Below are 21,100 nucleotides of genomic sequence, written 5' to 3'. Positions count from 1 at the left end.
GCCCGCAGGGCCATCGCCGAAGGCGACGCGCAGCGCCCTTGACGCGGACCGCGGAAGCACGACACTCACCGAGAAGCGAGCGGCCCAACGGTCACTTGTTCACTCCACGGTGAACAGCTCAGGATTGGGGGCGAGTAGGGCTCGCTTGGCCCAGAGCTCCAGCAGCTCGAGGTTCGAGCATGCCTTCACTCGCTCGCGTACGCCGTAAATCACAGGGATGCCGCGCCACTCCAGGATGCTGACGATCATCTCTTGGCGACCCTGGATGAGCCCCTGCTTTCTTCCTTCTGCACGTGCCTGTTCGAACAACGAGTCTCGATCGAAGTGCTGGCTCGTCACCATCAACTCCCTCCGCGTCTCGAACTAACGGCCGATTGCTCACTCCTTGGTGAACAGCTCCGCCGCATCCGTGGCGTGAACGGCTCGCTGTGCCCAGAGCTCCACCTGGCCGAGGTCCGTGCAGCTCTGGACTCGCTCGCGGTCGGCGTCGGACATCGAGAGACCGCGCCATTCGAGGATCTGGAGAACCATCTCGGCCTTGGCCTGCGCCCGGCCCTCTTCCCGGCCTTCTTCCCGGCCCTGTTCTCGGCCTTCCTCGCGTACCTGCTCGGCCAGCGGGTGTCGCCAGAAGTACTGGATCGCCGTCATCAGGTCCCTCCACATCTGCTTCGCCTGGGGGTCGGCCAGGCATGAGTCGACGAACTGCACGAAGACCGCGGCACTGTCGGAATCGATGGTCCGCAGGGCGGATGCCAGGGCCTCCAGTATGGCCGGAGCCTGCGGGCCACGTCCGTGTGTCATGGCCGAGAGCACCGCAAGGGTGACGTCCTGCTTGGCCTGCCGCTCGTCCTCGATCACCGGGACGTTGTCCGGCCCGAGCACCAGCGGACGTACCGTCAGCGAGTCCCACCCCGAAAAGCCGAACCGGATCGGCCGCGAGGCCCACTTCGCGGTAGTCCTGCTCTGCGTGATGACGATCAGCACCGGCTCGCACCGGTACTTCTCGTACAGGTACGACAGGTAGTACGGCCAGCTGCCCCGCTTGCGGTCGTCCACCTTCCCCTGCGACTCCACGACCAACAGGTACGTGCCCTCGTCCGTCTCCGCCCGCAACAACGTGTCCACGCGCCGCTCGACCGGTTCGATCTCGGTGAGGTCCACGTTCAGCGCGACGATCTCCCTCGGTTCCGGGAACGGCACGTGCAGCACCCGCTGTAACGCCTTCGTCAGCAGCGCCGGATCCTTCTGGAAGATCCGGTGCAACGCCTCATGCGACGAGCCGACCATCACGCGCCTCCAACTCGCACCACACGTACTTCCCCCGGTCCCCGAACCGAGCCGACGGCTGCCACCCCCAGTACTCCGCGCACGCCACCACCAGCCCCAGGCCCCGCCCCTCCTCCAGCTCCAGGGCCTGCTCCAACGGCACCGGCGGCTCGGGCGGCGCCGGGTCCGTGTCCCACGCCCCGATCCACACCAGACCCTCCGGCGACCGGCGCACCCTCAGCGCGGCCGGCCCCTTGGTGTGCCGTACCGCGTTCGACACCAGCTCCGTTGCCAGGAGTTCCGCCGTGTCCGCGAGGGCGGTCAGGTCGTGCAGCGTCAGGATCGTGCGCAGGGTGCGGCGGCAGACGGTCACCGCTCTGAGGTCGTTGGGGATGTAGAGGGTGTAGTCCCAGGTCTCGGGCATACGTCAGCTCCGATTCGGTGGTGGGGATCTCGCGCGCAGGGCAAAACAGAACGCTTCCACTGCGTGTGCGTCTCATCACCGACGGTATGGCTTACTTGTTAGCCGCAGCAAGCCGATCCCGTAATCTGACCCCGAACGGGTCGCGCCTGCGCGCGTGTTGAAATAAGGAGCGATCGATGGTCCTGAGGCGCGAACCAACGGCGCGGCAGATGCGCCTGGCGGTCGAGCTGCGCCGGCTCCGCGACGCGGCAGGCCTCGCAGCACGGGAAGCGGCAGCCCTGCTCGGGGTGACTCATCCGGTCATCAGTCAGATCGAATCCGGCATCGCGGGCGTGAGCGAGCAACGGCTGCGTCGGCTCGCGGCCCACTACTCCTGCACGGACGAGGAGTTCATCGACGCCCTGGTTGCGATGGCGACAGATCGTACGCGTGGCTGGTGGGAGGAGTACCGAGGGCTGCTGCCCGCGCCCTTCCTGGATCTGGCCGAGCTGGATCACCACTCTCGGTTTCAGTACAACGTGGGCATCCTGCTCGTGCCCGGTCTGCTGCAGACCGAGGACTACGCTCGTGCGGTATACGCCACCAGAATCCCTGAACTCAACCAAGAAGAACTGGAGTTGCGTGTACGTCACCGCATGGCACGCCGTGTGATTCTCGAAGGTCCGTCGCCTGTCCCCTTCGATGCGGTGATCCACGAGGCAGCGCTACGGATCATGGTTGGCACGCGGGCCGCAGCACGGGCCCAGCTCGCCCACATCCTGGAACTCTCCGAAGCGGATCACATCACCGTACGGGTCGTTCCCTTCGACCTGGAAAGCTTCTCGTGGGGCGCCAGCACAATGGCCTACCTGGGCGGCCAGGTGACGAAACTGGACACCGTGATCCGCGATGCCCCCACCGGTGCGATCTACGTCGACGCAGAAGATCAGCTTGCTACGTACCGAGCCCGTTACCAGAAGGTGAGAGCCATGGCACTCGGACCCGAACGGTCACGCGACCTCATCCAGAGGCTGACGAAAGAGCTGTGAGGCACCCATGACCAGCCCGGACAACTGGCGAAAGTCCTCCTACTCCGCCGGCGGTGACGGCGACGACTGCGTGGAGATCGCCACGTCCCCCACCCGCACAGCCATCCGCGACTCCAAGGCCCCCGCCCAGGCCCCCCTCACCTTCCCCACCCCCGCCTTCACCGCCTTCCTCGAAGCCCTGAAGAAGAAGCCGTAACCCACTGTCACACCCCGCCTGTACCGTCGGATCATGGCTCAACAGGCGGGGAATCCCACGAGCGGCGAGCGGCGGCTCGCCGTGCTCGAAGGTGTGCTGGAGCGGATCACGTACGCCAACGAGGAGAACGGCTACACGGTCGCCCGGGTCGACACCGGCAGAGGCGCCGGAGATCTCCTCACCGTGGTCGGCGCGCTGCTCGGTGCCCAGGTGGGGGAGTCCCTGCGCATGGAGGGCCGCTGGGGGTCCCATCCCCAGTACGGCAAGCAGTTCCACGTCGAGAACTACACGACACTCCTGCCGGCCACCGTCCAGGGCATCCGGCGCTATCTGGGCTCCGGGCTGGTCAAGGGGATCGGGCCGGTCTTCGCCGACCGGATCACGCAGCACTTCGGGCTGGACACCCTGCGGGTCATCGAGGAGGAGCCGAAGCGGCTCATCGAGGTCCCCGGCCTCGGACCCAAGCGGACGAAGAAGATCGCCGACGCCTGGGAGGAGCAGAAGGCGATCAAGGAGGTCATGCTCTTCCTGCAGACCGTCGAGGTGTCGACGTCGATCGCCGTGCGGATCTACAAGAAGTACGGGGATGCCTCCATCTCCGTGGTGAAAGAGAACCCGTACCGGCTCGCCGCCGATGTCTGGGGTATCGGCTTCCTCACGGCTGACAAGATCGCCCAGTCCGTCGGCATCCCTCACGACAGTCCCGAGCGTGTGAAGGCCGGCCTGCAGTACGCGCTGTCGCAGTCCGCCGACCAGGGGCACTGCTTCCTGCCGGAGGAGCGGCTGATCGCGGATGCCGTCAAGCTTCTCCAGGTGGACACCGGGCTGGTCATCGAGTGTCTCGCCGAGCTGGCCGAGCCGGAGGAGGAGGGCGAGGAACCCGGCGTCGTACGGGAGAAGGTGCCCGGACCCGACGGCGGCGGCGAGGAATACGTCAGCGGTGTCTACCTCGTCCCCTTCCACCGCGCCGAACTGTCCCTCTCCGCCCAGCTCCTGCGCCTCCTGCGGACCGGCGAGGACCGGATGCCGGCCTTCCGGGACGTCGACTGGAGCAAGGCGCTCGGCTGGCTGAAATCCCGTACCGGTGTCGACCTCGCCCCCGAGCAGGAGGCCGCCGTCAAGCTCGCGCTCACCGAGAAGGTCGCCGTCCTCACCGGCGGTCCCGGCTGCGGAAAGTCGTTCACCGTCCGCTCGATCGTGGAGCTGGCCCGGGCCCGGCGCGCCAAGGTGCTGCTCGCCGCCCCGACCGGGCGGGCCGCCAAGCGGCTGTCCGAGCTGACCGGCGCCGAGGCGTCCACGGTGCACCGGCTGCTGGAGCTGAAACCGGGCGGGGACGCGGCGTACGACCGGGACCGGCCGCTCGACGCCGACCTCGTGGTCGTCGACGAGGCGTCCATGCTCGACCTGCTGCTCGCCAACAAGCTGGTGAAGGCCGTACCTCCGGGGGCTCATCTGCTGTTCGTCGGGGACGTCGACCAGCTGCCCAGTGTCGGGGCGGGGGAGGTTCTCCGTGATCTCCTCGCCGACGGGAGTCCCCTTCCGGCGGTCCGGCTCACCCGGGTCTTCCGGCAGGCGCAGCAGTCCGGTGTCGTCACCAACGCGCACCGGATCAACGCGGGGCAGCATCCGCTCACCGACGGGATGAAGGACTTCTTCCTGTTCGTCGAGGACGACACGGAGGCCGCCGGCCGGCTCACCGTCGATGTGGCCGCGCGGCGAATTCCGGCCAAGTTCGGACTCGACCCGCGCCGTGACATCCAGGTTCTGGCCCCCATGCACCGGGGTCCGGCCGGTGCCGGCGCGCTCAACGGGCTGCTCCAGCAGGTCATCACGCCCGGGCGGCCCGATGTGCCGGAGAAGCGGTTCGGTGGCCGGGTCTTCCGGGTCGGCGACAAGGTCACCCAGATTCGTAACAATTACGAGAAAGGGAAGAACGGTGTCTTCAACGGCACCGTGGGCGTCGTCACCTCGCTCGATCCGGTCGACCAGCGCCTGACGGTGCTGACGGACGAGGATGAGGAGGTTCCGTACGAATTCGACGAACTGGACGAACTGGCTCACGCGTACGCGGTGACCATTCACCGCTCGCAGGGAAGTGAATATCCCGCCGTGGTGATCCCCGTCACCACCGGAGCATGGATGATGCTCCAGCGGAACCTGCTGTACACAGCGGTCACCCGGGCCCGACAGCTGGTCGTCCTCGTCGGTTCACGCAAGGCGATCGGGCAGGCGGTGCGCACGGTGTCGGCCGGACGGCGCTGCACGGCCCTCGACTTCAGACTCGGCGCGAAAAATGATCGATCAAATGAGTCATGAAGGTCACAGAGCACTTCCCGTTGCCCCTCGGAGGGGGCAGGATGAGCAGGTTGACGGCACTGAGTGCCGCCGATAGGCCCAATGGTCGACCCCGAGTGCACTCTCCTGAGCCAAATGGGGGATGGTAGAGACAGTCAGGGCACCTCGAAGATGAGGCACTACGTCGGTGAGGGAAGACGTGAGCGACAACTCTGTAGTACTGCGGTACGGCGACGGCGAGTACACCTACCCGGTGGTCGACAGCACCGTCGGCGACAAGGGCTTCGACATCGGGAAGCTCCGCGCCCAGACCGGTCTGGTGACGCTGGACAGCGGTTACGGCAACACGGCCGCCTATAAATCCGCGATCACCTACCTCGACGGCGAGGCGGGCATCCTCCGCTACCGCGGCTACCCCATCGAGCAGCTGGCCGAGCGCTCCACCTTCCTTGAGGTGGCGTACCTGCTGATCAACGGCGAGCTGCCCACCGTCGACGAGCTGACGACGTTCAAGGACGACATCACGCGGCACACGCTGCTGCACGAGGACGTCAAGAACTTCTACAAGGGCTTCCCGCGCGACGCCCACCCGATGGCCATGCTGTCGTCGGTCGTCTCGGCGCTGTCCACCTTCTACCAGGACAGCCACAACCCGTTCGACGAGCGCCAGCGCGACCTCTCCACGATCCGCCTGCTCGCCAAGCTTCCGACGATCGCGGCGTACGCGTACAAGAAGTCGATCGGTCACCCGTTCGTCTACCCGCGCAACGACCTCGGCTACGTCGAGAACTTCCTGCGCATGACCTTCTCGGTGCCGGCGCAGGAGTTCGAGCTGGACCCGGTCGTGGTCTCCGCGCTGGACAAGCTGCTGATCCTGCACGCCGACCACGAGCAGAACTGTTCGACGTCGACGGTCCGCCTGGTCGGCTCGTCGCAGGCGAACATGTTCGCGTCGATCTCCGCCGGCATCTCCGCCCTGTGGGGCCCGCTGCACGGCGGCGCCAACCAGTCCGTGCTGGAGATGCTGGAGGGCATCCAGGCCAACGGCGGCGACGTCGACTCCTTCATCCGCAAGGTGAAGAACAAGGAGGACGGCGTCCGCCTGATGGGCTTCGGCCACCGGGTCTACAAGAGCTTCGACCCGCGCGCCAAGATCATCAAGGCCGCCGCGCACGACGTCCTCTCCGCGCTCGGCAAGTCCGACGAGCTGCTGGACATCGCGCTGAAGCTCGAGGAGCACGCGCTCTCCGACGACTACTTCGTCTCGCGCAACCTCTACCCGAACGTCGACTTCTACACCGGTCTGATCTACCGGGCCATGGGCTTCCCGACCGAGATGTTCACGGTCCTGTTCGCCCTCGGCCGCCTGCCGGGCTGGATCGCCCAGTGGACCGAGATGATCAAGGAGCCGGGCTCCCGTATCGGCCGCCCGCGCCAGATCTACACGGGTGTCGTCGAGCGCGACTTCGTTCCGGTCGAGGAGCGCTGACACCTGCCGGTGAGGGGCCTGCCCGACGGGTGGGCCCCGAAGCAGCGGTGACAAGACAAGCGGAAGGCGCCCTGAGACGTCGGTCCCCCCACGGGCCGACGACCAGGGCGCCTTCCCATGTCCCGGTGCGGATTCCCCCCACGGGATCCGGCCGGGCGCTCGGAGAGGACAGCGCCTGAAATCGCTGTCTTGAGCACAACGAGCAAAACTCGCCGTACTCCAGTGATGCGGTGCGATCTGCCGGGACAACGCACGCTGGGAGGGCCGCTCAAAGCTCCCCGGTGTACGTGCCCCGGCAACGCATCTCTGAGGAAGTCCCCCAAGACATCCCCAGATGCCAGTCAGCGCCCCCCAAGACGCTGGTCTGACATCGCCAACTTAGACCTTCGAACCCCTTCGATGGTTACGTTCGCATCACTGTGATCTGCGTCTCTTGCATATGTCCTTTAGGTGCGCAAGAGCCCCGATACGGCAATCGAGGCTCAAGCGTAAGGAAGATGCGCGAGCCTTGTGAAGAGCTTATGTGAGGCTCGCGCCGGACTCCAGGGGGACCGGGACATCGGTCCAGGTGTTTGCCACCGGATTCACCGGAAGGTCCGCAGCCGCAGGCTGTTGGTCACCACGAACACCGAGGAGAAGGCCATCGCGGCCCCCGCGATCATCGGGTTGAGCAGCCCGGCGGCGGCCAGCGGCAGCGCGGCGACGTTGTAGCCGAAGGCCCACACCAGGTTGCCCTTGATGGTGGCGAGCGTCCTGCGGGACAGCCGGATCGCGTCCGCGGCCACGCGCAGGTCTCCGCGCACCAGCGTCAGGTCACCGGCCTCGATCGCCGCGTCGGTGCCGGTGCCCATGGCCAGGCCCAGGTCGGCGGTGGCGAGCGCGGCGGCGTCGTTCACCCCGTCGCCGACCATCGCCACGGTCCGCCCCTCGCGGCGCAGCCGTCGTACGACGTCCACCTTGTCCTCGGGCAGCACCTCGGCGAACACGTTCGAGGCGTCGATGCCGACGGACTTCGCGACCGCCTCGGCGACCGTGCGGTTGTCCCCGGTGAGCAGCATCGGCGTGAGTCCCAGCGCGCGCAGCTCGCGGACCGCCTCGGCGCTGGTCTCCTTGACGGCGTCGGCGACGGCGAGGACCCCGCGGGCCCGCCCGTCCCAGCCGGCCACGACGGCCGTACGGCCCTGCTGCTCGGCCTCGCGGGCCGCGCGGGCCAAGTCCTGCGGCAGCTCGTCGTACAGGCGCCCCACGGCCACCTCGCGGCCGTCCACGCGTCCGCGTACGCCCCGTCCGGGCACGTTCTCGAAGTGCTCGACCGGCGGCAGTGCTCCGGCCCTCCCCCACGCTCCGCTTCGCTCGTGCGGGGGGACCCCCGTCTCGGCGCCCGCGGCGATGGCGCGGGCCACCGGGTGCTCGGAGGCGTGCTCCAGGGCGCCCGCGAGCCGCAGCAGCTCCTTCTCGTCCTCGCCGTCGGTGACGTAGACCGCCTGGAGGCTCATCCGGCCGGTGGTGACCGTGCCGGTCTTGTCCAGGACGACCGTGTCCACGCGCCGCGTGGACTCCAGCACCTCGGGGCCCTTGATCAGGATGCCGAGCTGGGCGCCGCGCCCGGTGCCGACCATCAGCGCGGTCGGCGTGGCGAGGCCCAGCGCGCAGGGGCAGGCGATGATCAGCACGGCGACGGCGGCCGTGAACGCGGCGACCGTGTCCCCGGTGGCGGCCAGCCAGGCACCGAAGGTGCCGAGTGCGATGAGGATGACGACGGGCACGAAGACGGCGGAGACCCGGTCGGCGAGCCGCTGCACCTCGGCCTTGCCGTTCTGCGCGTCCTCCACCAGCCTCGCCATCCGGGCGAGCTGGGTGTCCGCGCCGACCCGGGCGGCCTCCACCACCAGCCGGCCGCCCGCGTTGACCGTGGCGCCGGTGACCCGGTCGCCGGGCGCGACGTCCACCGGCACCGACTCGCCGGTCAGCATGGACGCGTCCACCGCGGAGACGCCCTCCACGACCGTGCCGTCGGTGGCGATCTTCTCGCCGGGCCGTACGACGAACCGGTCGCCGACCGCCAGATCCGCGACCGGAATCCGCACCTCACGGCCGTCGCGCAGTACCGCCACGTCCTTGGCGCCCAGCTCCATCAGGGCCCTCAGGGCGGCGCCGGCGCGGCGCTTGGAGCGGGCCTCCAGATAGCGGCCGAGCAGGATCAGCGCGACGACCCCGGCGGCGACCTCCAGGTAGATGGTGGAGGCGCCGTCCATGCGGGAGACGGTGAGGCGGAACTCGTCGTGCATGCCGGGCATGCCCGCGTCGCCGAAGAACAGTGCCCACAGCGACCAGCCGAACGCGGCCAGCGTGCCGACCGAGACCAGGGTGTCCATGGTGGCGGCGCCGTGCCGGAGGTTGGTCCAGGCGGCGCGGTGGAAGGGGGCGCCGCCCCAGACGGCGACCGGCGCGGCGAGGGTGAGCGAGAGCCACTGCCAGTTGTCGAACTGGAGCGCGGGGACCATCGCGAGCAGGACCACGGGGGCGGCGAGCAGCGCGGAGAGGAGGAGGCGGTGCCGGAGGGAGCCGAGTTCCTCGTCGCGTTCGGGTGCCTCCGGCTCGGCCTCGAGCGCGGGCTCCGGCGGGGCGGGCTCCTCGGCGGTGTAGCCGGTCTTCTCCACGGTGGCGATCAGGTCGGCGACCCGGACGCCGTCGGCGTAGGCGACCTTGGCCTTCTCGGTGGCGAAGTTGACGGTGGCGCGCACGCCGGCCATCCGGTTGAGCTTCTTCTCCACCCGGGCGGCGCAGGAGGCGCAGGTCATCCCGCCGATGAGCAGCTCGACCTCGGCGGTGCCCGCCGTGGGGGCCGCTGTCTCGTCGGTGGTGCTGGTCATGTCCGGACTCCAGACATCGGACCGGGCCGTACGGAGCCAGTATCAGCTGGTCGGCACGGCCCGGTCGGGGAAGGGGGTGGGGCTTTTCCTGCTCAGGCCTTGCCGGCCAGCTCGAAGCCGGCCTCGTCCACGGCGGCGCGCACGGCCTCGTCGTCCAGCGGGGCCTCGGACACGACGGTCACCTCGCCGGTCGACGCGACGGCCTTCACCGAGCTGACGCCCGGGATCTGGGAGATCTCACCGGAGACGGAGCCCTCGCAGTGGCCACAGCTCATGCCGGTCACCTGGTAGACGGTGGTGACGGAGCCGGGAGTGTCGGTCTGGGCGGTCATGTCGTTACTCCTCGTCGAGGCGTGTGGGGCCGGTGGGAACCCGAAGAGGTCCCACGCTTCGTCCACTGTACCCCTAGGGGGTATTCACCCGAACTAGGGACCTCCATCTCCGGGCGGTGTGGCGGATCCGTGTCACGTGCGGCCGAGCCGGTCGCCCACCAAGGGCTCCAGATAGCGGATCAGGACGTCCTTGGTCTCCTGGACGTACGCCGCGCGCTCGGCTCCCTCGTGGGCGAGGACCAGCTCCAGGCCGGCCTTGTAGATGCCGAGGCAGACGTGGGCCGTGCGGGTGACGTCGGCCGGTGCGGCGTCGGGCATGAGCGAGCCGAGCAGCGCCTCGATCCGGCCGGTCACGGTCGTGTGCAGCTGGTCGTGCGCCTCGGCCATCCGGCCCGGGATGTCGGGGCCGTGCATGAGCGCGAAGAAGACCGGGTGGTCGGTGTTGAAGGCCATGAACCGGTCGACGGCCGAGCCGATGGCCTCCTCCAGTGAGGTGGCGGGGTCGACGGGGGCCAGCGCCTCGCCGTACGCCTCCCGCATCTCGTGCATCAGCCGGTCAGCCAGCTCGATCGCGATCGCTTCCTTGTTCGGGAAGAACTGGTAGAGCGTGCCGGGCGAGACGCCGGCCTCGCGGGCGATGGCGTTGGTGCTGGCGGCGGTGTAGCCGGTGGTGCAGAAGACCTGGGCGGCGGCTGTGAGCAGCTGTGCGATACGGCGTTCGCCGCGGGCCTGGCGCCGGCGCGGCTGCTGCTCCTTCTCCGTGGTGTCGGGCACGCGTTATCCCCAGCTCTCAGAACGCGATTGACAAACGCGAGTGGTCGCTCGCATTCTGGTGAAACGCGAGCGATCTCTCGTGTTTGTCAGTCTATGGCAATGGCTCATCCATGCTGCCGTGCTTGCGCGCGGCCGTGCTGGTCAGGGTGAACAGGGTGAAGGGGACACCGCACGATGGCCGAAATCGACACACCCTCGCGCTCGGGGGAGCAGCGTGCGGAGGCCGAGGGCACGGGGGAAGGGCGTGCCGGGGAGGCGCGCTCCCGAGAAGGGCGCTCGGGTAAGGGGCGCGCGGCCGAGGAGACGCGGCAGGCGCCGCCCCGGATCGGTCGCTGGACCCGGTTCGTGACCGCACGCCCGCGGCTGTCCCTCCTGGTGGCCCTGGTGCTCACCGCGCTCGCCGTGCTGGCCGGCAGCGGGGTCGCGGACCGTCTCGGCAGCGGCGGCTGGGAGGACCCGGCCGCCGAGTCGACGTACGCGACCAAGGCGCTGGAGCGCGAGTTCCCCGATTCGCAGCCGAACCTGCTGCTCCTGGTCGACGCGGGCCGCGCCTCGGTCGACGACCCGGCGGTGGCCGCCGAGGCCCGCGCCCTGGCCGCGCGGCTGGCGGGGGAGAAGGGCGTGACCGGCGTCGGCTCCTACTGGCAGAGCAAGTCGCCCGCCCTGCGCGCCAAGGACGGTCACGAGGCTTTGATCGCCGCCCGTCTCACCGGTGACGAGAGCGCGATGGGCCGCACCCTGGACCGCATGGCCCCGCACTACCGGGGCGCGCACGGCCCGGTCCAGGTGAAGATCGGCGGCATCATCGCGGTGCGGCACGAGATGCAGTCGATCATCAAGGAGGACCTCACCCGCGCCGAGATGATCGCCCTGCCGATCACCCTGGTGCTGCTGGTCATGGTCTTCGGCAGCGCGGTCGCCGCCCTGCTCCCGCTGGGCATCGGCATCGTCGCCATCCTGGGGACGAACGCGGTGCTGCGCGGCCTGACGACCTTCACCGACGTCTCGGTCTTCGCCCTCAACCTCACCACGGCCCTCGGCCTCGGCCTCGCCATCGACTACGCCCTGTTCATAGTCCGGCGCTACCGCGAGGAGCTGTCCACCGGCGCCGCCCCGCTGACCGCCGTGGGCACGGCCCTGCGCACAGCCGGCCGCACGGTGCTCTTCTCCGCCCTCACCGTCGCGGTCTCCCTGGCCGCCATGATGCTCTTCCCGCAGTACTTCCTGCGGTCCTTCGCCTACGCCGGTATCGCGGTGGTGCTCCTCGCGGCGGCGGCCGCCCTGATCCTGCTGCCGGCCGCGCTGGTCCTGCTCGGCCACCGGGTCAACTCCCTGGACCTGCGCCGTCTCGTCCGCCGGGGCCGTGAGCCGAAGCCGGCCGAGGGCACGGCCTGGGCGCGTACGGCCGGCCTGGTGATGCGCCGCGCCCCGCTGTTCGCGCTCGGCACCACAGCCCTGCTGGTGCTGCTCGGACTGCCGTTCCTGGGCGTGAAGTTCGGCACGGCCGACGACCGGCAGCTGCCCTCCGGCGCCGAGTCCCACGTGGTGCAGCAGCACGTCCGCGAGGGCTTCCCCGGCAGCCCCGGCGGCGGCCTGGAGATCCTCGCCGAGGGCCGGGTCACCGAGGCCCAGTACGCCGCCTACAAGCAGCGGGTGGCCGCCCTGCCCGAGGTGGCCCGCGTCGACGGTCCCCTGGTCAGGGGCGACGCCGCCTACTTCACGGTCCAGCCGAGGGGCGAGGCGGTGGACGGCCCCGCGCAGAGCCTGGTCGGCGACCTGCGCTCGCTGCGGGCCCCCTTCGACACCAAGGTGACCGGCATGGCCGCGGTCCTCGTCGACAGCAAGCACGCCATAGCCGAGCGCCTGCCCTGGGCGGCCGTGTTCATAGCCGCCGTCACGCTGCTGCTGGTCTTCCTGCTCACGGGGAGCGTGCTGATACCCCTCCAGGCCGTGGTACTCAACGCGCTCAGCCTGACGGCGATGTTCGGCGCGGTCGTCTGGGTCTTCCAGGACGGCCACCTGTCCGGCCCGCTCGGCTTCACCAGCCCCGGCTCCATCGAGACCACCCTGCCCGTCCTGATGTTCTGCGCGGCCTTCGGTCTCTCCATGGACTACGGCGTGTTCCTGCTCTCCCGCATCAAGGAGGAGTACGACCGCACGGGCGACCACGAGCGAGCGGTCCGGCTCGGCCTGCAGCGCACGGGCGGGCTGATCACGGCGGCGGCGGTCATCCTGGCGGTGGTGATGGTGGCGATCGGCACGTCACGGGTCACCAACACCAAGATGCTGGGCCTGGGCATCGCGCTTGCGGTGCTGATGGACGCGATGGTGGTCCGGAGCCTGCTGGTACCGGCGATCATGCGCCTCACCGGCCGGGCCACTTGGTGGGCCCCGGCTCCCCTGCGGCGCTTCCACCGACGGTTCGGCCTGAGCGAGGGCGAGCAGGAAGCACCCCGAAGCGGCGCGGAGAACGGCGCTGAGAAGGCGCGGGGAGCGGTGTGACCGGCCACGACGAACCGGCACTGGACGGATAGCGCCCGCCCCGGAGCGTCTAGCCTGCGCGCAGGTTCCCGAAAGGAGCGCGCATGCGAGCCATGGTCTTCGAGCGATACGGCGCCCCCGCCGACGTACGGGAGATACCCGACCCGGAGCCCGCGGAGCACGGCGTGGTCGTCCGCGTCGAGGCCACCGGCCTCTGCCGCAGCGACTGGCACGGCTGGATGGGGCACGACCCGGACATCACGCTGCCGCACGTGCCGGGTCATGAACTCGCCGGTGTGGTCGAGGCGGTGGGCGCGCGGGTGACCGGCTGGCGGCCCGGCGACCGGGTCACCGTGCCGTTCGTCTGCGCGTGCGGCAGCTGCCCGTCCTGCGCGGCCGGCGACCAGCAGGTGTGCGAGCGGCAGACCCAGCCCGGCTTCCACCACTGGGGCTCCTTCGCCGAGTACGTCGCGCTCGACCACGCCGACGTCAATCTCGTCGCGCTCCCGGACGACATGACGTACACCACCGCCGCCGCCCTCGGCTGCCGCTTCGCCACCGCGTTCCGGGCCGTGGTGCAGCAGGGCCGGGTGGCGGCCGGGGAGTGGGTCGTGGTGCACGGCTGCGGCGGGGTCGGCCTGTCGGCGGTGATGATCGCGGCGGCCTCGGGGGCCCGGGTGGTCGCGGTCGACGTGTCCGCCAGGGCCCTGGAGCTGGCGCGGAAGTTCGGTGCCGTCGAGTGCCTCGACGCCACCGGCGTGTCCGACCCGGCCGCCGCCGTCCGCGAGCTGACCGGCGGCGGCGCCCATCTCTCGCTCGACGCCCTCGGCTCGCCCGTCACCTGCGCGGCGTCCGTGAACGGTCTGCGCCGCCGCGGCCGACATGTCCAGGTCGGCCTGCTGCCCTCGGCCGACGGCACCACCCCGGTCCCGCTGGCCCGTGCGGTCGCCCTGGAGCTGGAACTGCTCGGCAGCCACGGCATGGCCGCCCACGCCTACCCCGGCATGCTGGAGCTGGTCCGCTCCGGCGTGCTGCGCCCCGGCCTCCTGGTCACCCGGACGATCACGCTCGACGCGGCCCCGGCGGCACTCGCGGCGATGGGCACGGCGCCGGGGGCGGGGGTCACGGTCATCGAGCCCTGGAGCTGACGGCCCGGCGCAGCCGGTGCCCCGCCGCGGAGAGCGGGAAGCGGGCGGGGCACGGCAGGGACGCCGGAGGAGAGGGCAACGGGGTCAGTCGTCTCTTCGGGTGCGGTTGCCGGGGCGGGAGGCGACCCAGGCGTGGACGGTGGCGGCGTACCAGTAGGGCTTGCCGCCCTCGACGTGGTCGGGCGGGGGCAGCAGCCCGTGCTTGCGATAGGACCGTACGGTGTCGGGCTGTACCTTGATGTGCGCCGCGATCTCTTTGTAGGACCAGAGCCTTCGGTCGGTCATGAGTGCACCTCCCTGCGCACACCGCGGCTGCGACCGGGAAGGGCCGCCGGGGGGCCGGGCGCTGCGCTGGCGATCACCAAGCCTGTGCCCCCTCAACGACGCAGAGTGACCAGCGGGAGCCGTCCGTCGACCGGATGTGACCGAGAACCCGTGTACACGCGACATGTGTGACAGGAAGGGGGCCTTTGTGACACAGCAGCCACAAAGGGCAACCATGCAACGGGGGGCGACGGCAACCCCTCAGGCAGCAGTACCCACGGATGGTCCGAATGTCTGGACAAAACATTGACAGGGCTCGGCGTGCGGGACTAGAAAGCCGGGGAGAGCCATGACGAAGGGAAGCCGATGGCCTACGACCTGATCACCATGGGGCGGATCGGAGTGGACCTCTACCCGCTGCAGACCGGTGTCCCGCTCGCCCAGGTGTCGTCCTTCGGCAAGTTCCTCGGCGGATCGGCGACCAACGTCGCGGTCGCCGCGGCCCGGCTCGGCCGGCACACCGCCGTGATCACCCGCACCGGCGACGACCCGTTCGGCACCTACCTGCACGAGGCGCTGCGAGGCTTCGGCGTCGACGACCGCTGGGTCACCCCCGTCCCCGGGCTGCCCACCCCGGTCACCTTCTGCGAGGTCTTCCCGCCGGACGACTTCCCGCTCTACTTCTACCGCCGCCCCAAGGCCCCCGACCTGGAGATCGACGCCCACGAGCTGGACCTCGACGCCATCCGCCAGGCGCGGATCTTCTGGGTCACCGGCACCGGCCTGAGCGAGGAGCCGAGCCGGACGGCCACCCTCGCGGCCCTCGCCCACCGGGCCGAGGCGGGCACGACGGTCTTCGATCTCGACTGGCGGCCCATGTTCTGGAGCCATCCGGACGAGGCCCGCCCCTTCTACGCCGAGGCGCTGCGCCACACCACCGTCGCCGTGGGCAACCTGGACGAGGTGGAGGTCGCCACCGGCGTGCGCGAGCCGCATGCGGCAGCCCGCGCCCTGCTGGACGCCGGGGTCGAGCTGGCCGTCGTCAAGCAGGGACCCAAGGGAGTCCTCGCCGTCCACCGGGACGGCGAGTCCGCCGAGGTCCCACCGTTGCCCGTCACCGTCCTCAACGGACTCGGCGCCGGGGACGCCTTCGGCGGCTCCCTCTGCCACGGGCTGCTGGCCGGCTGGGACCTGGAGACGATCATGCGGCACGCCAACGCGGCCGGCGCCATCGTCGCCTCCCGCCTGGAGTGCTCCTCCGCCATGCCCACCCCGGACGAGGTGGCCGCCGCGCTCGACGCCGGAGCGGTGCTGTGAGGGCCGGCCGGGTCGCGGGCACGCACCACGAGGGCGGCTCGGGCACCCGCACGCCCCGCGTCGACGTCGCCGAACTCGTCCGCATCCGCACCCGTCACCCCGAGGCGATCGCCGAGGCGGCGACCCGCAGGGCCCGCAGGCCGCTGCTGAACGAGAACGGCCGGCTGATGATCGTCGCCGCCGACCACCCCGCCCGCGGCGCCCTCGGCGTCGGCGACCGCAAGCTCGCCATGGCCAACCGCGCCGACCTCCTCGAACGCCTCTGCCTCGCGCTGTCCCGGCCCGGCGTGGACGGCGTCCTCGCCACCGCCGACATCCTGGACGACCTGCTGCTCCTCGGCGCCCTGGACCACAAGGTCGTCATGGGCTCGATGAACCGCGGCGGCCTCCAGGGGGCGAGCTTCGAACTGGACGACCGGTTCACCGGCCACCGCCCCGAGGACATCGAACGGCTCGGCTTCGACGCGGGCAAGCTGCTGCTGCGCGTCGACTACGCCGACCCGGGCTCGCTGACCACGCTGGAGTCCACGGCCCGCGCCATCGACGCCATGGCCGCACGCCGGCTGCCGGTGTTCGTGGAGCCCTTCATCAGCCGCCGCACCCCCGAGGGGAAGCTGGCGAACGACCTGTCCGCCGAGGCGGTCACCCGGTCCATCGCCATCGCCTCCGGACTCGGCGGCTCCTCGGCCTACACCTGGCTGAAGGTGCCGGTCACCGAGAACCCCGACGACATGGCCCGGGTCATGGAGACCTCCACGCTGCCCGCCGTGCTCCTCGGCGGGGACATCGGCGACTCGCCCGAGGACCAGGTCGCCGCCTACGAGAAGTGGCGCGGCGCGCTGCAACTGCCCACCGTGCGCGGCCTGGTGGTCGGCCGCTCGCTGCTGTACCCGGCGGACGGCGATGTGGCCGCCGCCGTGGACACCGCCGTAGGACTGCTGTGAGGGCCGCATGACCAGCACCGACCTGCATCTGCCCCGGGGCGCCACCGGGAACGCCCAGTACGCCGTCGACATCGATCCCAAGTTGGCCGGCTGGACGCACAGCAGCCTGCGTGTCGTCGAGTTGGCGCCCGGCGGCAGCCATACGTTCACCACAGGGGACAGCGAGTGGATCGTGCTTCCGCTGGAAGGCGGATGTACCGTACAAATTGAAGAAAACGAGTTCCAACTCCTGGGTCGGGAGAGTGTGTTCAGCGGAGTCTCCGACTTCGTGTACGCGCCCCGGGACACCCGGGTCCAGATCGCCTCCGGCGCGGGAGGCCGCTTCGCCCTGGCAGGAGCGAAGTGCGAGCGACGACTCCCCGCCCGCTACGGCCCCGCGCCGGAGGTCCCCGTCGAGGAACGCGGCAGCGGCACCTGCGCCCGCCGGGTGCGCAACTTCGCCTCCGCGGACTCCTTCGACTGCGACAAGCTGATCGCCGTGGAGGTGATCACGCCGGGCGGCAACTGGTCCTCGTACCCGCCGCACAAGCACGACGAGCACCGGCCGGGCGAGGAGTCCGAGCTGGAGGAGATCTACTACTTCGAGATCGACGGCCCGAACGGGCTCGGCTACCAGCGGGTGTTCCCCTCGCGCGAGGGCGGCGCCGACGTGCTCGCCGAGGTCCGCTCCGGCGATGCCGTCCTCGTCCCGGACGGCTGGCACGGCCCGTCCATCGCCCAGCCCGGGCACGACATGTACTACCTGAACGTCATGGCGGGTCCGGGGGAGACCCGGGAGTGGCGGATCTGCTTCCACCCCGATCACGTAGAGAGCACAGGGGGCTACCGATGACGATCCGGCTGACCGTCGCCCAGGCGCTCGTCCGTTTCCTCGCCGCCCAGCACACCGAGCGCGACGGCCGGCGGCAGCGGTTGATCGGCGCCACCTGGGGCATCTTCGGCCACGGCAACGTCGCCGGGATCGGCCAGGCGCTGATCGAGTACCAGGACGTGATGCCGTACCACCAGGGCCGCAACGAGCAGTCCATGGTGCACGCGGCGGTGGGCTACGCCCGGCAGGCGAACCGCCTGTCCACGCACGCGGTGACGACGTCGATCGGCCCCGGCGCGACCAACCTGGTCACCGGCGCCGCCCTGGCCACCATCAACCACCTCCCGGTGCTGCTCCTGCCCGGCGACGTCTTCGCCGCCCGTCCCGCCGACCCGGTCCTGCAGCAGCTGGAGGTGCCGTACGCGGGCGATGTGTCGGTCAACGACACCCTGCGCCCGGTGTCGAAGTACTTCGACCGCATCACCCGCCCGGAGGCCCTGATCCCGAGCGCCCTCCAGGCCGTGCGGGTCCTCACCGACCCCGTGGAGACCGGCGCGGTCACCCTCGCCCTGCCGCAGGACGTGCAGGCGGAGGCGTACGACTGGCCGGAGGAGTTCTTCGCCGAGCGGGTGTGGACCGTACGGCGGCCGGGCGCGGACCCGACCGAGCTGGCCGAGGCGGTGCGGGCGATCCGCGCGGCGCGCAGGCCGCTGGTCATCGCCGGCGGCGGAGTCCACCACAGCCGCGCGGAGGCGGCCCTCGCCGAGTTCGCGTCGGCGACCCGCATCCCGGTCGCCTCCACCCAGGCCGGCAAGGGCTCCCTGCGGCACGACCACCCGCAGGACGTCGGAGGCGTCGGCCACACCGGCACCGCGACCGCCGACGAGCTGGCCCGCACCGCGGACCTGGTGATCGGCGTCGGCACCCGCTACACCGACTTCACCACGGCCTCCGGCACCCTCTTCGAGAACCCGGACGTCCGCTTCCTGAACCTCAACATCGCGCCCTTCGACGGCCACAAGCTGGCCGGACTCCCGCTGATCGCGGACGCCCGCAGCGGCCTGGGCGAGCTGACCGAGGCGCTGGTGATGCACGGGCACACGGTGGCGGAGGCATACGTCACCGGCTACACCGAGGACAAGGAGCGCTGGGAGCGGCGCGTCGACGCCTGCTTCGAGGCCCGGGAGCCCGACGCACGGCCGAGCCAGCCGCAGGTCATCGGCGCCCTGGACGCGCTGGTGGACGAGTCGGACATCATCGTCAACGCGGCCGGCTCGCTCCCCGGCGATCTGCACAAGCTGTGGCGGGCGCGCTCGTGCGACCAGTACCACCTGGAGTACGGCTACTCCTGCATGGGCTACGAGATCCCGGCCGCCCTCGGCGTGAAGCTCGCCGCGCCGGAGCGGAACGTGTGGGCGCTGGTCGGCGACGGCACGTACCTGATGATGCCGACGGAGATCGTGACCGCAGTGCAGGAGGGCATCGCGATCAAGATCCTGCTGGTGCAGAACCACGGGTACGCGTCCATCGGCGGTCTCTCGGAGTCGGTGGGCGGCGAGCGGTTCGGCACCGCCTACCGCTTCACCTCGGACGACGGCACCTTCACCGGCGCCCCGCTGCCCGTCGACCTCGCCGCCAACGCGGCCAGCCTCGGCATGCGCGTGCTGCGCGCGAAGACCGTACGGGACCTGCGCGCGGCGCTCGCCGAGGCGCGGGCCGCCGACACTCCCACATGTGTCTACGTGGAGACCGAAACGTCCGACACTGTGTCGGGCGCGCCCGCGGCGCAGGCCTGGTGGGATGTTCCTGTGGCCGAGACCGCGACCCGACCGTCGGCGGTCAAGGCACGAGAGCTGTACGAACGGCACGTCTCGACCCGACGCCGCCATCTGTAAAAGGAGTTTCTGGGCATGACGAAGATCGTCAACCACTGGATCGGCGGCAAGACCGTCGAAGGCGCGTCGGGTACGTACGGGCCGGTCACGGACCCGGCGACCGGCGCGGTCACCACGAAGGTCGCGTTCGCGTCCGTCGACGAGGTGGACGCGGCCGTCGCGGCGGCCAAGGACGCCTTCGTGACCTGGGGCCAGTCCTCGCTGGCCCAGCGCACCTCGATCCTCTTCAAGTTCCGCGCGCTGCTGGACGCCAACCGGGACGCCATCGCGGAGCTGATCACCGCCGAGCACGGCAAGGTGCACTCCGACGCCCTCGGCGAGGTCGCGCGCGGCCTGGAGATCGTGGACCTGGCCTGCGGCATCAACGTCCAGCTCAAGGGTGAGCTGTCCACGCAGGTCGCGAGCCGCGTCGACGTGGCCGCGATCCGCCAGCCGCTCGGCGTCGTCGCCGGCATCACGCCGTTCAACTTCCCGGCGATGGTCCCGATGTGGATGTTCCCGATCGCCATCGCGACCGGCAACACCTTCGTGCTGAAGCCGTCCGAGAAGGACCCCTCGGCCTCCGTCAAGATCGCCGAGCTGCTGGCCGAGGCCGGCCTGCCCGACGGCGTCTTCAACGTCGTCCACGGCGACAAGGTGGCCGTCGACCGGCTCCTGGAGCACCCGGACGTCAAGGCCGTCTCCTTCGTCGGCTCGACCCCGATCGCCCGCTACATCCACACCACGGCCTCCGCGAACGGCAAGCGCGTGCAGGCCCTCGGTGGCGCCAAGAACCACATGCTGGTCCTGCCGGACGCCGACCTGGACGCGGCGGCCGACGCGGCCGTCTCCGCCGCCTACGGCTCGGCGGGCGAGCGCTGCATGGCCATCTCCGCGGTCGTCGCGGTCGGCTCCATCGGCGACGAGCTGGTGGAGAAGATCCGCGAGCGCGCCGAGAAGATCAAGATCGGTCCCGGCGACGACCCGGCCTCCGAGATGGGCCCGCTCATCACCAAGGTCCACCGCGACAAGGTGGCCTCCTACGTCGAGGGCGCGGCGGCCGAGGGCGCCGAGGTCGTGCTCGACGGCACCGGCTACACGGTCGAGGGCTACGAGGACGGCCACTGGATCGGCATCTCGCTGCTCGACAAGGTGCCGACCAGCGCCAAGGCGTACCAGGACGAGATCTTCGGCCCGGTGCTGTGCGTGCTGCGCGTCGACACGTACGAGGAGGGTGTGGCGCTCATCAACGCCTCGCCGTTCGGCAACGGCACCGCGATCTTCACCCGGGACGGCGGCGCCGCCCGCCGCTTCCAGCTGGAGATCGAGGCCGGCATGGTCGGCGTGAACGTGCCGATCCCGGTGCCGGTGGGCTACCACTCCTTCGGCGGCTGGAAGGACTCGCTCTTCGGCGACCACCACATCTACGGCAACGACGGCACGCACTTCTACACCCGCGGCAAGGTCGTCACCACGCGCTGGCCCGACCCGGCCGACGCCCCGGCGGGCGTGGACCTGGGCTTCCCGCGCAACCACTGAGCCGGACGGCACGGTGCCCCGCTCTCCGCACGGGAGGGCGGGGCA

The 21,100-nt window shown here is 70.4% G+C and carries 18 protein-coding genes; 11 read left to right on the top strand and 7 right to left on the bottom strand.

Annotated elements, in window-relative coordinates; genetic code table 11:
- Window positions 1–99: 99 nt before the first annotated feature.
- The 3 genes from ABZ937_RS16920 to ABZ937_RS16910 are packed head-to-tail and all read right to left on the bottom strand — an operon-like array spanning window position 100 to window position 1,690.
- Window positions 100–342, bottom strand: a complete 243-nt coding sequence (locus ABZ937_RS16920) for a hypothetical protein (RefSeq protein WP_361692302.1) — start codon at window positions 340–342, stop codon at window positions 100–102.
- A gap of 36 nt (window positions 343–378) precedes the next feature.
- On the bottom strand, window positions 379–1,287 hold the full coding sequence (locus tag ABZ937_RS16915) for a hypothetical protein (RefSeq protein ID WP_361692299.1): 909 nt from the start codon (window positions 1,285–1,287) through the stop codon (window positions 379–381).
- The gene (locus ABZ937_RS16910) at window positions 1,268–1,690 is read right to left on the bottom strand and encodes an ATP-binding protein (RefSeq protein ID WP_361692296.1); all 423 of its coding nucleotides are present in this window, start codon (window positions 1,688–1,690) and stop codon (window positions 1,268–1,270) included. The genes ABZ937_RS16915 and ABZ937_RS16910 overlap by 20 nt, the downstream gene beginning before the upstream one ends.
- A 176-nt stretch (window positions 1,691–1,866) precedes the next feature.
- On the opposite strand from ABZ937_RS16910, the gene ABZ937_RS16905 reads away from it, so the two are divergent.
- The 4 genes from ABZ937_RS16905 to ABZ937_RS16890 all read left to right on the top strand — a co-directional run bounded on the left by ABZ937_RS16905 (window position 1,867) and on the right by ABZ937_RS16890 (window position 6,698).
- Window positions 1,867–2,718 (top strand): DUF5753 domain-containing protein, encoded by an 852-nt coding sequence (locus ABZ937_RS16905; protein ID WP_361692292.1) that lies wholly within the window; start codon window positions 1,867–1,869, stop codon window positions 2,716–2,718.
- 7 nt (window positions 2,719–2,725) lie between these two features.
- Window positions 2,726–2,914 (top strand): DUF397 domain-containing protein, encoded by a 189-nt coding sequence (locus ABZ937_RS16900; protein ID WP_361692289.1) that lies wholly within the window; start codon window positions 2,726–2,728, stop codon window positions 2,912–2,914.
- Between the two features lie 33 nt (window positions 2,915–2,947).
- A complete protein-coding gene (locus ABZ937_RS16895; protein WP_361692286.1) occupies window positions 2,948–5,230 on the top strand; it encodes an ATP-dependent RecD-like DNA helicase in 2,283 nt (760 codons plus the stop codon).
- 178 nt (window positions 5,231–5,408) lie between these two features.
- Window positions 5,409–6,698 carry a citrate synthase gene (locus tag ABZ937_RS16890; RefSeq protein WP_361692283.1) on the top strand — a complete coding sequence of 430 codons (1,290 nt, stop codon included), beginning with the start codon at window positions 5,409–5,411 and terminating at the stop codon, window positions 6,696–6,698.
- 584 nt (window positions 6,699–7,282) lie between these two features.
- On the opposite strand, the gene ABZ937_RS16885 is transcribed toward ABZ937_RS16890, so the two are convergent.
- The 3 genes from ABZ937_RS16885 to ABZ937_RS16875 form a co-directional block, all read right to left on the bottom strand.
- Window positions 7,283–9,571, bottom strand: a complete 2,289-nt coding sequence (locus ABZ937_RS16885; RefSeq protein ID WP_361692280.1) for a heavy metal translocating P-type ATPase — start codon at window positions 9,569–9,571, stop codon at window positions 7,283–7,285.
- 92 nt (window positions 9,572–9,663) lie between these two features.
- On the bottom strand, window positions 9,664–9,903 hold the full coding sequence (locus ABZ937_RS16880; protein ID WP_361692277.1) for a heavy-metal-associated domain-containing protein: 240 nt from the start codon (window positions 9,901–9,903) through the stop codon (window positions 9,664–9,666).
- A gap of 132 nt (window positions 9,904–10,035) precedes the next feature.
- Window positions 10,036–10,677, bottom strand: coding sequence for a TetR family transcriptional regulator (locus ABZ937_RS16875; protein ID WP_361692274.1), 642 nt, complete (start codon window positions 10,675–10,677; stop codon window positions 10,036–10,038).
- A 174-nt stretch (window positions 10,678–10,851) separates the two neighbouring features.
- Here ABZ937_RS16875 and ABZ937_RS16870 point away from each other — a divergent pair, with 174 nt between their 5' ends.
- Together ABZ937_RS16870 and ABZ937_RS16865 are read left to right on the top strand one after the other, a co-directional pair.
- Complete coding sequence (locus ABZ937_RS16870) at window positions 10,852–13,179, top strand: MMPL family transporter (protein ID WP_361692271.1); 2,328 nt, start codon at window positions 10,852–10,854, stop codon at window positions 13,177–13,179.
- Window positions 13,180–13,262: 83 nt separating this feature from the next.
- Window positions 13,263–14,306, top strand: coding sequence for a zinc-dependent alcohol dehydrogenase family protein (locus ABZ937_RS16865; protein ID WP_361692268.1), 1,044 nt, complete (start codon window positions 13,263–13,265; stop codon window positions 14,304–14,306).
- Window positions 14,307–14,390: 84 nt separating this feature from the next.
- Here the strand turns inward: ABZ937_RS16865 and ABZ937_RS16860 are convergent, their stop codons facing one another.
- A complete protein-coding gene (locus ABZ937_RS16860; RefSeq protein WP_361692265.1) occupies window positions 14,391–14,591 on the bottom strand; it encodes a MerR family transcriptional regulator in 201 nt (66 codons plus the stop codon).
- Between the two features lie 345 nt (window positions 14,592–14,936).
- Here ABZ937_RS16860 and iolC point away from each other — a divergent pair, with 345 nt between their 5' ends.
- From iolC to mmsA, 5 genes are read left to right on the top strand one after another with little or no spacing between them, the layout of a single operon-like run.
- On the top strand, window positions 14,937–15,887 hold the full coding sequence (gene iolC / locus ABZ937_RS16855; protein WP_361692262.1) for a 5-dehydro-2-deoxygluconokinase: 951 nt from the start codon (window positions 14,937–14,939) through the stop codon (window positions 15,885–15,887).
- Window positions 15,884–16,831 carry a deoxyribose-phosphate aldolase gene (locus ABZ937_RS16850; RefSeq protein ID WP_361692259.1) on the top strand — a complete coding sequence of 316 codons (948 nt, stop codon included), beginning with the start codon at window positions 15,884–15,886 and terminating at the stop codon, window positions 16,829–16,831. Before iolC ends, ABZ937_RS16850 begins: the two co-directional genes overlap by 4 nt.
- 7 nt (window positions 16,832–16,838) lie before the next feature.
- Window positions 16,839–17,663: a 5-deoxy-glucuronate isomerase gene (gene iolB, locus ABZ937_RS16845; protein WP_361692256.1), complete on the top strand. Its 825-nt coding sequence runs from the start codon at window positions 16,839–16,841 to the stop codon at window positions 17,661–17,663.
- A complete protein-coding gene (gene iolD, locus ABZ937_RS16840) occupies window positions 17,660–19,537 on the top strand; it encodes a 3D-(3,5/4)-trihydroxycyclohexane-1,2-dione acylhydrolase (decyclizing) (protein ID WP_361692253.1) in 1,878 nt (625 codons plus the stop codon). Before iolB ends, iolD begins: the two co-directional genes overlap by 4 nt.
- A gap of 15 nt (window positions 19,538–19,552) precedes the next feature.
- Window positions 19,553–21,055: a CoA-acylating methylmalonate-semialdehyde dehydrogenase gene (gene mmsA, locus ABZ937_RS16835; protein ID WP_361692250.1), complete on the top strand. Its 1,503-nt coding sequence runs from the start codon at window positions 19,553–19,555 to the stop codon at window positions 21,053–21,055.
- The last annotated feature ends 45 nt before the right edge of the window (window positions 21,056–21,100 follow it).

Origin of the sequence: Streptomyces sp. NPDC046727 (assembly GCF_040645635.1) — a bacterium.
Lineage (GTDB): Bacteria > Actinomycetota > Actinomycetes > Streptomycetales > Streptomycetaceae > Streptomyces.
The sequence above is the reverse complement of the archived record's forward strand: the minus strand, read 5'-3'. Positions and strand labels throughout refer to the sequence as shown.

Coding starts and splice junctions, on each gene's coding strand:
- ABZ937_RS16905 (WP_361692292.1), top strand. CDS start 1,867: ATGGTCCTGAGGCGCGAACCAACGGCGCGGCAGATGCGCCTGGCGGTC.
- mmsA (WP_361692250.1), top strand. CDS start 19,553: ATGACGAAGATCGTCAACCACTGGATCGGCGGCAAGACCGTCGAAGGC.
- ABZ937_RS16880 (WP_361692277.1), bottom strand. CDS start 9,903: ATGACCGCCCAGACCGACACTCCCGGCTCCGTCACCACCGTCTACCAG.
- iolD (WP_361692253.1), top strand. CDS start 17,660: ATGACGATCCGGCTGACCGTCGCCCAGGCGCTCGTCCGTTTCCTCGCC.
- ABZ937_RS16885 (WP_361692280.1), bottom strand. CDS start 9,571: ATGACCAGCACCACCGACGAGACAGCGGCCCCCACGGCGGGCACCGCC.
- ABZ937_RS16900 (WP_361692289.1), top strand. CDS start 2,726: ATGACCAGCCCGGACAACTGGCGAAAGTCCTCCTACTCCGCCGGCGGT.
- ABZ937_RS16870 (WP_361692271.1), top strand. CDS start 10,852: ATGGCCGAAATCGACACACCCTCGCGCTCGGGGGAGCAGCGTGCGGAG.
- ABZ937_RS16895 (WP_361692286.1), top strand. CDS start 2,948: ATGGCTCAACAGGCGGGGAATCCCACGAGCGGCGAGCGGCGGCTCGCC.
- ABZ937_RS16910 (WP_361692296.1), bottom strand. CDS start 1,690: ATGCCCGAGACCTGGGACTACACCCTCTACATCCCCAACGACCTCAGA.
- ABZ937_RS16915 (WP_361692299.1), bottom strand. CDS start 1,287: ATGGTCGGCTCGTCGCATGAGGCGTTGCACCGGATCTTCCAGAAGGAT.
- ABZ937_RS16860 (WP_361692265.1), bottom strand. CDS start 14,591: ATGACCGACCGAAGGCTCTGGTCCTACAAAGAGATCGCGGCGCACATC.
- iolB (WP_361692256.1), top strand. CDS start 16,839: ATGACCAGCACCGACCTGCATCTGCCCCGGGGCGCCACCGGGAACGCC.
- ABZ937_RS16920 (WP_361692302.1), bottom strand. CDS start 342: ATGGTGACGAGCCAGCACTTCGATCGAGACTCGTTGTTCGAACAGGCA.
- iolC (WP_361692262.1), top strand. CDS start 14,937: ATGGCCTACGACCTGATCACCATGGGGCGGATCGGAGTGGACCTCTAC.
- ABZ937_RS16865 (WP_361692268.1), top strand. CDS start 13,263: ATGCGAGCCATGGTCTTCGAGCGATACGGCGCCCCCGCCGACGTACGG.